General features: G+C 58.4%; 8 protein-coding genes. 6 read left to right on the top strand and 2 right to left on the bottom strand.

Annotated features, from left to right (window positions below; genetic code table 11):
* The first annotated feature begins 1513 nt into the window (after positions 1-1513).
* The 6 genes from cysD to AOQ71_RS48180 all read left to right on the top strand — a co-directional run bounded on the left by cysD (position 1514) and on the right by AOQ71_RS48180 (position 12111).
* Positions 1514-2434 (top strand): sulfate adenylyltransferase subunit CysD, encoded by a 921-nt coding sequence (gene cysD, locus AOQ71_RS20110; RefSeq protein ID WP_057749878.1) that lies wholly within the window; start codon positions 1514-1516, stop codon positions 2432-2434.
* 5 nt (positions 2435-2439) lie between these two features.
* The gene (gene cysN, locus AOQ71_RS20105; protein WP_057749875.1) at positions 2440-4323 is read left to right on the top strand and encodes a sulfate adenylyltransferase subunit CysN; all 1884 of its coding nucleotides are present in this window, start codon (positions 2440-2442) and stop codon (positions 4321-4323) included.
* A gap of 731 nt (positions 4324-5054) precedes the next feature.
* The gene (locus AOQ71_RS20100) at positions 5055-5549 is read left to right on the top strand and encodes a hypothetical protein (protein ID WP_057749823.1); all 495 of its coding nucleotides are present in this window, start codon (positions 5055-5057) and stop codon (positions 5547-5549) included.
* A gap of 922 nt (positions 5550-6471) precedes the next feature.
* Positions 6472-8637: an anthranilate synthase component I gene (locus AOQ71_RS20095; protein ID WP_057749872.1), complete on the top strand. Its 2166-nt coding sequence runs from the start codon at positions 6472-6474 to the stop codon at positions 8635-8637.
* A 1840-nt stretch (positions 8638-10477) separates the two neighbouring features.
* Positions 10478-11476, top strand: a complete 999-nt coding sequence (locus AOQ71_RS48185; protein WP_245317014.1) for an outer membrane protein — start codon at positions 10478-10480, stop codon at positions 11474-11476.
* Entirely contained in the window at positions 11473-12111 is a 639-nt protein-coding gene (locus AOQ71_RS48180) for a hypothetical protein (protein WP_245317013.1), read from the top strand. The genes AOQ71_RS48185 and AOQ71_RS48180 overlap by 4 nt, the downstream gene beginning before the upstream one ends.
* 196 nt (positions 12112-12307) lie before the next feature.
* On the opposite strand, the gene AOQ71_RS48175 is transcribed toward AOQ71_RS48180, so the two are convergent.
* Together AOQ71_RS48175 and AOQ71_RS43520 are read right to left on the bottom strand one after the other, a co-directional pair.
* Positions 12308-12979: an RNA-dependent RNA polymerase family protein gene (locus AOQ71_RS48175; protein ID WP_245317011.1), complete on the bottom strand. Its 672-nt coding sequence runs from the start codon at positions 12977-12979 to the stop codon at positions 12308-12310.
* A 409-nt stretch (positions 12980-13388) separates the two neighbouring features.
* A partial coding sequence (locus tag AOQ71_RS43520; RefSeq protein WP_157083592.1) for an ISL3 family transposase occupies positions 13389-14818 on the bottom strand: 1430 nt, incomplete at its 5' end.

Below are 14818 nucleotides of genomic sequence, written 5' to 3'. Positions count from 1 at the left end.
ATCTGAATCGAACCCCGCATCGCAAAAGCGCGATCGAGCACCGGCATTCGGGCGCCATTCCTTCGCCATGCGAAGGGCTCCTCGCCAGCAGCCAAAGCCGCTCGGACTTGATTTCATAGCCTGCCGCTGAAGCCCGGCATTCTCATGCGAGCGGGAACGCCTCGCCGCATTCACCATCAGGCGCCAGAAGAATTCACTCATGATGGAGTCCTGCTTGAGAATGACCTTTCCTTTGAACGATCACAGTGTCCGCAAAATAGGCCTCGCACGGCAATCACACCCGCTTGGTTTATTAAGCTTGCGTGCACGTGAGCGGCCCGCGGGCACAAGGAGAGTCCATCATGGTGTTCCAGGAGATGAAAAGATCGCATTTCATGACTGCTGGCGAGAAGACGGCATACCCATCAGGCTCGGAGGCCAGATTTAAGTTGGATCCCGAAGGCACGCGGGGCGCTCATGAAATGCCAGGTGACCGTCATCTCAATCAATTGCCAAGGCTGGTAGTTGACCGAGCCGTAACGCTTACCCAGCCGTGCGGGGATAGCCTGTTGCATGAGCGCGGAGTGGATAAATGTCAAAAATTTGAAACGCACCAGACATGCTTCGCGACGAGAAGGTGCCAGCAAGTGAGGGCGAGCAACTTAGTGGTTAGCAGACCTGACAACAGATCGCCCATAGGTCGGCGGAGCCTTTAAAAATTTCCAGGATCCAAATGCTCCCGGTACCGATCCAAGCGGCTATCAGATGGGTTTGCTGGTGCGGAAGCATCTGCCGAAAAAAAGCCGGCGCGATGCAAATCAACTAAATCACGTGCAAGCCACCAGAGCTGCCGTCGTGATGCCGCATTTGCTCATAGAGCATCGAGTGCGACCAGGAGATCGAGACCCAGACCTTAAGGAGCGCACCGTCACTATCCGCGATGTCAATGCATTCCATCCAAAAAATCGATTTCCCCAATTTAGGTGCTGCCGGGTAGGAAAAACGCCTGCAATTGAGCAACTTGGTAGGTTTCCTGTCGGAAAAGCTACGAGGAGTACGTCATTATGGACGCCCGCAATCCGGTTGTAGGCGGTTTTGTTGCCGGCTCCGCACCACCTCTTGATTGGTGGAAAGGACGCCTGCAAGCTCGAAAAGCATGTAGATGCCCTTCGGCGTCCCTCTCAGCAAGATGGACCGATCGCGCTGCCCCGGTCCCCGCCCGCAGGCAACGGCCTTGCGCCACAGCGAGCTCAGGTGATGTTGAGGCAGCAACCAAGAAATCGAACTATCGTCGGTCAGCTACAGCCCGCGGGCTCGTTCCCACACTTCTGTGCCCTTGGCGATGGTGACGCCGACGTCTCTCTGCTTTGGATCGACCATAGAGTGCATATGGCGGAACACGAGATCCTGCTCGCATCGAGGCTGAGTGATCACTGATCTTATGGGCAAGCACTGAAATATGGCATGAATGCCGGCAGGGCAACGGCCGTCGCCGGGGTAGATCTCGAGGGTGTTCAATATGAACGCGAGGGTCATGATTAGGTTCGAAACGCATAGGTTGCCCGGGCATTTGCGTCGGCTCGAGGCCGAGTCGATCGAAATTATGCGGGAAGTAGTAGCGGAGTTCAAAAGGCCGGTGATGCTCTATTCAATCGGCAAGGATTCCAGCGTCATGCTGCACCTTGCGCTGAAGGCGTTTTATCCGGCAAAGCTGCCTTTCCCGTTGATGCATATCGATACGACCTGGAAATTCCGGGAGATGATTACTTTTCGCGACGAGACAGTAAGACGCGTCGGAGCCGATCTGATCGTTCACATCAACAAGGACGGTCTTGCGAAAGGTATCAATCCAATCCACTCAGGTTCCACGCTACATACCCAGATTATGAAGACCGACGCCCTCAAGCAGGCGCTCGATCTGTATGGATTCGATGCGGCATTCGGCGGCGCGCGGCGCGACGAGGAAAAAAGCCGCGCCAAGGAGCGCATATTTTCGTGCCGCTCGGCAGGACATGTCTGGGATCCGCGCAACCAGCGGCCCGAACTTTGGAAGCTTTTCAACACCCGGATCCGACAGGGGGAAACGATGAGGGTGTTCGCGATGTCGAATTGGACGGAGCTCGACATTTGGGAATACATCATGCTCGAAAGAATTCCTGTCGTCCCTCTCTACCTTGCGAAGCACCGGCCGGTGGTGCATCGGAACGGCACCCTGATCATGATGGACGACGAGCGGCTCCCGCTCTTGCCCAACGAGACCCCTAAGATGCGGAGAATCCGCTTTCGTACGCTCGGCTGCTATCCCCTGAGCGGCGCCATCGAGTCGGACGCCACGACGATCGAGGACATTGTCGCCGAAATGCGGATTGCGAGAGTTTCGGAGCGGCAGGGGCGCCTCATCGACACGGATGAGGCGGCTTCAATGGAGAGGAAGAAGCGGGAAGGATACTTTTGATGGATATGGAAGCCGCGCCTTTCGTCGCCGAGGCCGACGGCAAGGATCAATTGCGCTTCATCACGTGTGGCTCGGTCGACGACGGAAAATCGACGCTGATCGGCCGACTCCTACACGACAGCAAGATGATCTATGAGGACCAGCTGCAGGCGCTCACGCGTGATAGCGCCAATCAAGGCACGACCGGAGGTGACATCGACTTCGCCTTATTGGTCGACGGCCTTGAGGCTGAGCGCGAACAAGGCAATACCATTGACGTCGCTTATCGCTTTTTCACGACGCCGCGCAGATCGTTCATGGTCGCCGATACACCAGGCCACGAACAATACACCCGCAACATGGCGACCGGCGCCTCCAACGCGCAGCTCGCCATCATCCTGATCGATGCGCGCAAAGGGGTTCTGGTGCAGACCAGACGCCACTCCTTCATCTGCTCGCTCTTGGGTATCCGGCACGTCCTCCTCGCCGTAAACAAAATCGACCTTGTCGACTATCGAAAGGATGTCTTCGACGGCATCGTACACGACTATCTTGCCTTTGCTTCGGAGCTCGGCTTCACCTCGATCATCCCGGTTCCAATCTCCGCCAGATACGGCGACAACATCGTCAAGCGATCCGGCAATACCGATTGGTATGACGGCCCGCCGCTCCTGGATTACCTCGAGAGTGTCGAGGTAGGATCTGAGACGGCCGGCCTGCCCTTCCGCTTTCCGGTACAGTGGGTGAACCGTCCCAATCTTGATTTCCGCGGGTATACTGGCACTATCGCTTCCGGAAGTGTCGCGGTTGGCGATAAAATCGTCGTGGCACATTCGGCTCGCAGCTCGCGTGTGAGGCGGATCGTGACCTATGATGGTGACCTTGCAGCTGCCGAAGCAGGCGATGCGGTGACGATTACCCTCGAAGATGAGATCGATGTCAGCCGCGGTGATATGTTGGCGAGCCCCACGCAGCCGCCTGAAATCGCCGATCGGTTTGCTGCTCATCTGATCTGGATGGACGAGGAACCAATGGTGCCGGGCCGCTCCTATGCATTCCGGATTGGCACGCAATCGATCGCCTCCGGCAGCATTAACCGCTTCAAATACAAGATCGACGTCGACACGTGCGAGCCAGTGGCGGCGGCCACGTTGAATTTCAATGAGATCGGCTTTTGCGAAGTGGCCACTGTTCTGCCTGCGAGCTTCGATCCGTACCGTGTCAACCGGCGCACGGGATCCTTCATCATGATCGACTGCTATACCAACCGGACCGTCGGCGCGGGAATGATCGAATTTCCACTCCGGCGATCGGCTAGCACCGCCTGGCAGCCGTTGACGATTGACAAGGAGCAGCGTTCGACGCTCAAGCATCAGAAGCCGTGTATCATATGGTTCACCGGATTTTCCGGTGCCGGCAAGTCAACGATCGCCAATATCGTCGACCAGAAGCTGTTCGCGAGGTCTTATCACACGATGCTGCTGGACGGTGACAACCTACGTCGCGGTCTCAACCGTGATCTCCTCTTCACTAAAGCAGATCGGATGGAGAACATCCGGCGTGCAAGTGAAGTGGCGAAACTGATGCTGGAAGCCGGCTTGATTGTCATCTGCTCGTTCGTTTCGCCCTACAAGACCGACCGCGACATGGTGCGCAAGCTCGTCGGGAACCGTGAATTCGTAGAGGTCTTCGTAGATACGCCAATAGACGAATCCGTCCGACGCGATCCGAAAGGCGTTTATGCCAAGGCAAAGTCAGGCAAGATCAAGAACTTTACTGGGCTCGATGCCCCGTACGAAGCGCCGAACACACCGGAGGTGCATTTGAAGACATTGGATGAGCCACCGGAGCAATTGGCCAATCGGGTTCTAGACGCGCTTGCCACACAAGGGATTATTTCCATGAAATAGCTCGACTGAGGAATTAGCCAAGTTGGTTCGAACCTGCCAGAAAGCCGTACTGATGATAATCACCCGAGGCCTTGGTCAGCTCTAAGGAAGATGACTACCGCCAGGCCTCAGAGCTTGGTCTGATGCTCAACCGCAAGAGTCCGATCAGCGCAAGTGTAGAATCTCAAGATGGTTGTTGCCTTGCTTCGGCACTTGGAAGGAAAGCGCCCCTGCTGACATGTTTCAACATCGCGCTTGGCACGGGGTATCAGGGGTGATGTCGGTTGCCAGATTACTCTAGGCCCATCTATCTAGCGGTTTTGCGAGCCATTCAGCCGAAAATGCCTCCGAACACTTAATTCTTCCACAGCTTCTTTCGCTTCACAAGCCGCCGGCACACGTCAAGCAGGTCCTAAGGGATTGCATCGAGAATTGAAGCTGGGTCTGAAGGAGTGACGCCAAGTGGACGCGGAAAGGCTCCCGCTCAGAGCCTTGCAAAGCTGTAGTAATGTGGCTGGTCTGCGGCCAGACTCCCCGTCATAGGACGATCGCCGATTTCCGAAAAAGATGCGGCGATCCGGAATGTTTGTACGAAGTTCGTTGCACTATGCCGGCAAATGGGCCTGTTGCAGACTCCAACTCTCGATTGACGTCAGCAAGTTCAAGGCGGTGAACAACCGCGACCGTAACTTCACGCAAGCCAAGGTGGCGAGGGGCGGGCGGCGCAGGTCGAGGAAAGCGTCGGTCGATATTTGCGTCAACTCGATAGCGCCGATCAGCAGGAGCCATCAGACGCGATCAGCATCAGGACGATGATCAAGGAAAAGATTACTCGGCTGAAGGAGATGAGCCGCCTGGAAGTGCTTGATGCAGATGCCAACACGCCCGATCAACAGATATCGCTCACCGATCCGGACGCCCGTTGGGTGGCCACCAGCGGACGCGGATCGGGTATCCTCGGCTACAATGTCCAGGCCGCGGGCGACACCGAACACCATCCGATTGTTACGCAAGAGGTCATAAACGTCGGCAACGACCGTGGGCAGCTTGCTCTGATGATGTCGAAGCAAGCCAAAGAGGTGCTCGAAGTGGACAAACTCGAGGCGGTCGCCCGGCGGCTACTTCGACGGAGGGGAGATATTAGCCTGCGAGAGGCTGGCGTTGCAGTCACCTTGCCCAAGCCCATAACGTCGAACGGCCAAGGCGGAGGGCCGGTTCGGCAAGCAGGATCTCGCCTACCTGCCTGATGATGACGCGGGTGATGAACATCGTCGGCAAACCGAGCCTGATTGCAGCCATCCGCGACATCTGAAGGGCGGAAAGTGCGTCCAAAAGCGAAATACTGCGTCGCGCCACCCACTTTGGCCGGACATTGAACGACCCGACACGAGAAGATCAGCCCCCTGCAATGACCGGCGACCACCGCCGCTTGCCGACCTACCCGTTTGCACACAACCAAGTCCGAACGGAGACACTGCGGTCGTAGCTCTGGCAGCGGTTGCTCGCTTTAAGCCCGAGATTTGAAGACTGGGGCAAGGTGTTTACAGAAAGGGACTCGGTCGGGCTGGATGGGGCCAGAAAACTTTCCTTTGGCGGCGGGTCGCCCTTCGACCCAGCCCGCAGCGAGTCTTCGCCAATGCGCTATGTTATATGCAAAATGGATCTTGCGCCCACGCCAGCCGTTGAGATCACCAAGAACACGAGCAGTCAGGCCGCCCCGCGCGGATATTACCTAACTGATTGCGGTTGAGGAGAAGTACGACGGCGTGATCGAGAACTAAGTCGAGCTCGAAGAGCCCCTCGACAACCTTGGCATCGGGCCCCCTCCGTTTGTGGAACATCATTACGACTGATTAATAGCTTGAAGGTGACGCGACGTCAGTTTGTAGGATCATCAGCATCCAGATCTGCGTTAACAGTTACTCGCGTTGTTCATAGCATTTAGCTTTCTCCTCCCAATCGATAACCCACCCAGCAGATTGCGACGCTCGATCGGAACTTGGATGGCGCATCACGTGGGGGCTGCACAATCGGAAACGAAGATCCAAATGGACGCTCTGGATGGAGCGCGAGAAGGCGGATTCACAGAGAGAGAGAGGCGCGTACCAGGTGCGGGGGCCCGTTCACCTCTCGTGCGGCATTTCTTGAACAATTTTGGTGGAGGATCTCATGAACAGGACAGTCTTCTCCGTGCCGGAGCGCAGTGAATTTAGCACCCATCGCGGGTTGTTCATTACACGCAATGCACAGCATTACTGCGGCCCGGCGGACCGGCTGGATGAGCTGACGGAGCTCTTGGACCGCCGCCCTGGCGTGGTGCTGTCGTCGGGCATGACCGTGCCCGGCCGCTACGAGAGCTTTGACCTCGGCTTCTCTGATCCGCCGCTCAAGCTCGAAACCGTTGGCATCAATTTCAGGCTGGAAGCGCTGAACCAGCGCGGGCAGGTGCTGATCGCCTTCCTCGCCGACGTCCTGCGCGAGCCTTGCGTGGTGATCTCCGAGAGGACGACCTCGCGGCTTGCCGGCCACATCATCCGGGGCGATGCGCCAGTCGAGGAAGAGCAGCGCACCCGGCGCGCCAGCGTGATGTCGCTGGTGCGCGACATCGTCGCCGCCTTTTCCGCCAATGACGACAGGCTGCTCGGCCTGTTCGGGGCCTTCGCCTACGACCTCGTCTTCCAGATCGAGGATCTCGTCCAGAAGCGCCCGCGCGAGCAGGACCAGCGCGACATCGTGCTCTATGTGCCGGATCGCCTGCTCGCCTATGACCGCGCCACTGGCCGCGGCGTGGTGCTTTCCTACGATTTCGCCTGGAAGGGCAAATCGACCGAAGGCCTGCCGCGCGAGACGGCCGAGAGCGCGTATGTGAAGACGGATCGCCAGGGCTTTGCCGATCACGCGCCCGGCGAATATCAGGCGACCGTCGAGACCGCGCGCGCGGCCTTCGCCCGCGGCGATCTTTTCGAAGCGGTGCCGGGCCAGCTCTTCGCCGAGCCCTGCGAGCGCTCGCCGGCCGAGGTGTTTCAGCGCCTCTGCGTCATCAACCCGTCGCCCTATGGCGCGCTGATGAATCTCGGCGAGGGCGAATTCCTGGTCTCGGCCTCGCCGGAAATGTTCGTGCGCTCCGACGGACGCCGTGTCGAGACCTGCCCGATATCAGGCACGATCGCGCGCGGTACCGATGCGATCGGTGACGCCGAGCAGATCCGCCAGCTCCTGAATTCCGAGAAGGACGAGTTCGAGCTCAACATGTGCACCGACGTTGACCGCAACGACAAGGCGCGCGTCTGCGTGCCCGGCACGATCAAGGTGCTGGCACGGCGGCAGATCGAGACCTATTCAAAACTCTTCCATACCGTGGACCACGTCGAAGGCATGTTGCGCCCCGGCTTCGACGCGCTCGACGCGCTTCTTACCCATGCCTGGGCCGTCACCGTCACCGGCGCGCCAAAGCTCTGGGCGATGCAGTTCGTCGAGGATCACGAGCGCTCGACGCGCCGCTGGTATGCGGGCGCTATCGGCGCGGTGAATTTCGACGGCAGCATCAACACTGGCCTGACCATCCGCACGATCCGCATGAAGGATGGCCTCGCCGAGGTGCGCGTCGGCGCCACCTGCCTGTTCGACTCCGATCCCGCCGCGGAAGACCGCGAGTGCCAGGTGAAGGCGGCGGCGCTGTTCCAGGCACTGCGTGGCGATCCGCCGAAGCCGCTGTCGACCTTTACGCCCAATGGAATCGGGTCGGGCAAGCAGGTGCTGCTGATCGATCACGACGACAGTTTCGTGCACATGCTCGCCGACTACTTCCGTCAGGTCGGCGCCAGCGTCACCGTGGTCCGCTATGTGCATGCGCTCGACATGCTGAAGCAGAAGACGTGGGATTTGCTGGTGCTGTCGCCCGGACCGGGCAGACCTGAGAATTTCGGAATCAAAAAGATCATTGAGCTGGCGCTGGAGAAGAAGTTTCCGGTGTTCGGCGTCTGCCTCGGTGTACAGGCGATCGGTGAGTACTTCGGCGGCCAGCTCCGCCAACTTCCACAGCCCGCACATGGCCGGCCCTCCCGTATTCGGGTGCGGGGCGGCCGGTTGATGCAAAGCATGCCCAGCGAGATCGTAATTGGCCGCTATCATTCTCTTTACCTCGAAGGCGATAGCATGCCCGAGGCACTTACGGTCACGGCCAGTACAGAAGATGGCATGCCCATGGCAGTCGAGCACAAGAGTTTGCCGGTCGGTGGCGTTCAGTTCCACCCGGAATCTTTGATGTCGCTGGGTGACGAGGTGGGCCAGCGGATGGTCGAAAATGCGTTTCGGCTGAGTGAGGCGGTCTATTGAGCATGGGAGCCTACCACCGGTTCGCATTCCGTACGCTTCCCCGTAATCTAGAAAATCCTGATTCTCATTGGCGCTTGGCAATTGCGCGGCTCCAGAATGAGGATTGGCTTTCTTTTGACCTCAGGTTGTTCAAGTCGGCTTGGACTACGTCTGTTTGGTGGCTGCAAGCCCAGCTCGCAATGCCTTCACACCGTCCGGTTCGTTGCTTTTGGTCGCGTTGACAAACAGTAAAACCTTGGAGGAGCAAAGATTGTCTCAAGCGGCCATGGCGTAAGAAGATGAACTTGGTAGCAATGGCCCTGTGACAACCGCATTCAATTCTGCCAGCCACGGCCAATGGGATAGGTGACCGGTCACATCCGCAGATCGCGGCCAATGTCCATCGCGACGTCGCTGAGAAGCTTTTCGATCAGTATCTAGCTCCACTATCTAACCCTGTTGAAGCTTGAACTCTAACCGTGCAAGCTGGACTCTTGGCCGCCAATGAGTCCACCAATACTGATGCTACAGTCAATGCTATTCCTCTCGACATACAAGTCGGCGCCGCCGTGGATTGCACCGGCATCGTCGAAGATCCGCGTGCTACGCTCAAGCTGGCAGCTCTATTCGACGTGTGCTACACGTACGAAGCTAATGGTGCGCGTAGTTCGCGGTCTGACGACTTGATCTCTTCGGCGAAGTTTACGGGAAGCGTTTCGGCAACTAATTACGGCCATGGACCGACCCGCCCTTCTTTGCGACTGCCTCCTTGAGCTTGAAAATTGTTGCGGGCGCAGCCTCGTTCGACATCCCTGGCGTGCAGAGTGCGGTGGCCCACGGCCCGGAACGTGCTTTCCATGACATATAACCACGACGTGGAGTTCACAACATCTGCAGAGCCTAACCTAGGCAAGATCTCCGCGGGTGTGCCCGATCTCGCACTTACTTCAGAATCTGATGATGCTCGATCAATTCTCGATCGCAGCTGAGATGGCTGCAGAAACTGAGACTGATAGTATGTTAGCATAGGCTGATTGTGCCGCTTGACGTCAGAGTCGCAGATGTGCTGTTCACAAACGCATTTGATGACGATCGCTTGTGGCTCGCTCTTTGCCCCTAGATCTACTTTCGCGCGCAGTGCAGAGAAAATCCTTTCCCATCCAGTCGCGCCCCTGAGACCCGTTTGGGCAATGAGATCAGCCACTAAAGAGTGATCGAGTTCGGCCCGAGCTCCATCTGATCTTGCCCTCGTTCCGGTCAACTATCTCTGCGCGATCAAGGACGCAACGAAGGCGACGAAAGCCGCAAGACGACGGGCGCCGCTAAAGCGGTCCGGGCGCGACTCCTAGCTTTCTCGCGCACTCACGCTCCCAAAAACTGACACGAGCTGAACTTGCAACGACCGGCTGCTTGCCATCACCGTAGCTCGCGCGGACAAAAGAACACTGCACTTTAAATTACGCTGTTCATTAAGAGCGGAACGGGTCCGCGCACACTTCAATGAACAAACATAAACTCGCACATGCGCGCGCCTTCTACGCTTGCTGCGCAATGTAGGGCTATCGACGCTCAATTGTCCGCCTTCAAACCATGGTAAGGAAGTTGACGCGACACACTCTTAGAAAACTCGCGCAGAATATACGATTAGTCCGGCACGCGGCTTGCTTCGTTCAGGACATCATCACCAATCGCAGTGCGGTGATCTTCGGAGCGGCCCCGGCGCGTCATTACGTGTCTAGTCGCTCCGACGATTTGCCGCGAGCGGGACCGCGTCTCGGGAAAGTGCAGGGCAATCATTATGCGATCAAGAGTTCTCTTTTTGGGTGCGACGACGGTGGTGCTCGTCACAACGGGTACAGCTATGGCGGACCTCGAGCGACAAGTACTCCCACCGGCGGTGTGGGACTGGTCTGGAGGCTACATTGGCGGGCACGGCGGCGGCGGGTACGGCCGAACCTCCTTTAGCAATCCCTTTGGCCCGTCGATCTATGGCGACGTCGTCGATGTTCCATCGTTCGTCGCAGGTGGCCAGATCGGCTACAATTGGCAGAATAACAGTTGGGTGTTCGGCCTCGAACTGGATGCCAGCGCAGCTGCCGCCAACGGCTCAAACACCTGCCTAGCCGCCTCCCACTTGATTGTAAGCGCAAACTGCAACGCAGGTCCCAACCTCTTTGCCACCGGGACCGGCCGCATCGGCTATGCCTTCGGCGCGCTAGGGAAAACGCTTGCCTATCTCAAGGCAGGCGTCGCCTGGCAAAACAATCGGGGCGACATCGTCAACAACGTGGAACCGGAGGGCCAGCCACAGGAGAAAATCCATTTCGACTATGGCCGAGTTGGTGGCGTCATCGGGGTCGGTCTGGAGCAAGCCCTTACGCCTGCATGGTCGGTGAATGTCGAGTACGACTATCTGCATTTCGCCGGACCGAGTGTCGCCACCGCTTCGACGGTGCAGTTATCTCCGTCTGCGATCCTGCCGGCGAACACAACCAGCCTGTCCAGCAACTATCACATCGGAAGAGTTGGTTTAAACTACCACTTTGGCATGGACCTAGGGGCCGCACCAAGGTCCGATGCGCCGTATGCGAAATCAGCGGGCAGCGTACCACCCATTCCCTACGCGCCCGGATGGTCGTTCGAAGGCGGCTCGCGGCTCTGGCTGAGCCGGGGACGATTCCAGTGGGATCACGGCGCACTTGAGAGTAGCTATGCCGGAGACCCCAGCCTACTCCTATCGCGGCTCACTTATCACGGACTGGACGGGCTTTCGGGAGAGGTATTCGGCCGTGTCGACAGTCCCTGGGGAGTGTTCATGAAGGGCACATTGGCATCGGAAGCTTCAACAAAGGGAAGATGAACGACGAAGATTGGTTGGTCCGGCACAAAGGATACCCGTACCAAAATACTCTTTCAGGTCAGTCAAACGAAAGGTTCGCATATTACACGGCGGACGCCGGTTACGATTTCCTGCGCAGCGCGAACTACAAAGTCGGTGCATTTATAGGCTGGGCCTATTACAGCCAGAGCTCAGACACCATTGGTTGCATTCAGGTCGCGCCTCAGGATGAACCATGTCTGAAGCCGGGCGAGACTAGAATCGTCGGCGCGGAGGATACTCAATGGAATGCGCCTCGAATCGGCCTGAGCGCCGAAACTATGCTGACCGAGCGCTGGCGCCTGAATGCTGATATCGCTTACCTGCCCTGGACCGATTTCAAAGGCCGCGACTATCTTCTCTTGCGCCCCAACACCACCTTTGCTGAACAATACGGCAATGGTGGCGGCGGAGTCCAAATTGAAGGCCTTTTGTCGTACTTTGTCACCAAGAATATTAGTCTAGGCGTTGGAGGCCGCTATTGGGCCATGTGGACGAATAAGGAGGCCGAAAACAGGCACTGCGAACCCGGCTGCGATCGGTTACCGCCAGGATTTGCGAAGTACAGCATGGAACGATGGGGCACGTTCTTTCAGGCCTCTTACAAGCTCAATTGAGGACCTCACTAACGAGGCTCCAGACTTCAGATTCTTAGATGCCGTTCTGAAGTTTGCTGATGACCAGTCCTCGGCGCGCAAATGCCGCTGAGGGTTGGTATATCGCGATCACGCGGTACGCCGGGTTGCTACGATTGCATATCACCCGCCTTGGACAAGGCGACCGCAACTCCGCCCCGAACCAAAGCTCGTTCCACTAATAACAGCTCGATCTCTTGGCCCGGACGGAACTCGCTTCAAAGCCGATTGCGCGCGCCATTGCGACCGAGCTGGGATGCGCTCGATGCACGATTTCTAAATTCCGCAGCGGGATCTCTCCTGGGCAACCGTGACCGTGGCGAGCCCCAACATCACGTCGCCGGTGAATCCGAAATGGAGACGATAGAGCCACCAGATTGCGCAGCACCGGTCGAGCGTACATAGCGAGCGCGCGCCTTGTTGCTGCGACCATCCGCGCCATCGGCTTCATCCCGCGTGTCATCTGGAATCCTCGACGTCTCGGGGCCAGCACTCTCCATTTGATGACTCTTAGGGTGGTGATGGTTCGCTGTCCGGCAGGTGCACCTGCAATGGATTGGGAGCTGAGATTGATGCTCGCCATGGCGTTCTTTTCCGCGTTTCGAAGCTGTTGGCTCTTTGCCGTCATCCTACGGCGAAGATACTGCTTGCAAAACGCCCAAATCTGGTAGTGCCAATTGACCGGCTTCCGCGTGGTGATCGCTACCGCCAGGGCGTCCAACCCATCATGTGGTCCTCTACCGGGTCGAAACCCGTATGAGAAGCCGACGAAGTCGCCTTCGTAGATGGCGTTGAGCACCATGACGGTCGCACCCTGGACGATTTGTCCTCCAAAGGCAGCGATCGCCAACGCTCTCTCCCAGCCCTCAGTCTTCGGGATGTACGTCCGACGGGACGGCTGGAGACGGTACGCTCCTCCGTGGACCCGCCGGTGCAGATCCGCATGCCGAGGCTCCAGATCTGTCTCGAAGTCCTGCCATGTCACACCATCCACGCCGGGGGCTGCTTTGCGCTTGAGCGCATAGAAAGCCATACGGAGCGTGTCTGTGTTGATATGGTGGAGAAGCGCGGTGAACCGCTCCTTCTTCCTCTGCCTTGCGGCTCGCCGTACGCGATCAAGCTCCTGGATCACACGATCCCGGCCCCGTGTCCGGAGTGTGCTTTGCTGTCTCGCGTTTGCCTTGGTGCCGCCCTTCGCTCCATCGCCTCCGCCCACCGTACCTCTATTGTTCGGCGACTTCATAGCTACTATGGCGGATTCAGACTTCTCCTGATCGTTCATCGGCGGCTACAGCTCCTCGCCTTCCCGCCGCGGACCAGGCTGCGACCAAGAGAGCTCCCGGTTCGCGTACAAGAAGCTTCTGCACATGCCAGGGTCTGCGACCTCGCCGAAACGACCGGCGCTCGCGATATCGCGTCCTTCTTGGGTTCTTCCGCATATTTGGTGCAGCCTGAGCGACTGGGGTTGGATAGGGTGCGGGGTTGTTCTCAGGCAGCCAGAAGGACGCGTCGACGCATAGCGGGTAGCTTGCCCGGCCATATATTTGTCGTTTGATGGCTTTGATCCTGCTGATCTGGCCTTCGACCGGACTGGTTGTCCAGGAGGTAGTTATTGCCGCTCGGACCGCATCGATGTCGCGCGCGATGCCGTTGGCGAAGCTCTTGAGCTCGCTGTTGGCTGCTTGCGTGATCCATTCATCGAGCTCGGCGATGTCGCTACCACTGAGAAGGGACACAAACCGCTTCGCTAGATCGGCCGCCGTGGCGAGTTCCGGAGCTTGCGCAAACAGATGGCCGAGGAACAGCCTGGCTTCAGCATCGATCTGATCCGGATCCTGGCTCAAGTACCAAGCACAGCGACGACGCGTGGGAGCTTTCCAGGTCAGGTGTGGTTGTACTGTTCCTCCCGCGTCCGCACGTGCACGCCTGTCCGCGGCCCATCGCGCGACGGTCACCCGACTTCCAGTATACCCCTGTTGCTGAAGCTCTCGCCAAAGCTGCTGGCCCACCTGGCAGCCGGAGGCCCACCGCGCTTCGAGCCACGCCTCGAAGGGACCGATAAGATGTGAAGGTCTGTAAGGACGCGAATGCTCCGGTTCGCCGCCAGCGGCTAGCCAGCGCTGTACAGTGCGTCTGTCGACACCGAGCAGGTGGGCGATCCTGGATGTCGGGCAACCTTGCTCGCGTAGGCGACAGATTTCATCCCAGCGTTCGCGTCGCGCAGCCTTTCGATCCGCCCGCAACTGTGCAAGGCCGGGCGGCGCCGTGGAACTGCCGGTCTTCGGTCTTTGCGCGGACGCCATGATTTGTACGGCGGCGGCTACGTTGTGACGATGGCGGCCGACCGCGTGGCGCAGGGCGTCCCCCAAACTGTTGAGCAGGTGCCAGCGGTCCGCCACCTGCACCGCGTCGGGCGCGCCGCAGCGTGTGCCATCAGCATAAAGTCCCGCACGATCGCGGGCGACGACCTTGATTCCGGGCCAGCGCTTCAGCCAGCGCGCAACACTGTCGGCGTTACGATCGGGAAGTAGGTCAAGCACGCAATTGCGCTCCAGATCGCAGATGATCGTTCCATATCGCTGGCCACGACGCCAAGCCCAATCGTCGATGCCGACAACGGTCGGGGCAACGAAATCCGGCAAGGGAGCCGAGTGAATCATTCGGAGCAAGGTATCGCCACTGACCGGCA

The sequence above is a fragment of the Bradyrhizobium manausense genome, from assembly GCF_001440035.1.
GTDB classification, from domain to species: domain Bacteria; phylum Pseudomonadota; class Alphaproteobacteria; order Rhizobiales; family Xanthobacteraceae; genus Bradyrhizobium; species Bradyrhizobium manausense.
Note: the sequence above shows the minus strand (reverse complement) of the source record. Positions and strands in the feature narration are given on the sequence as shown.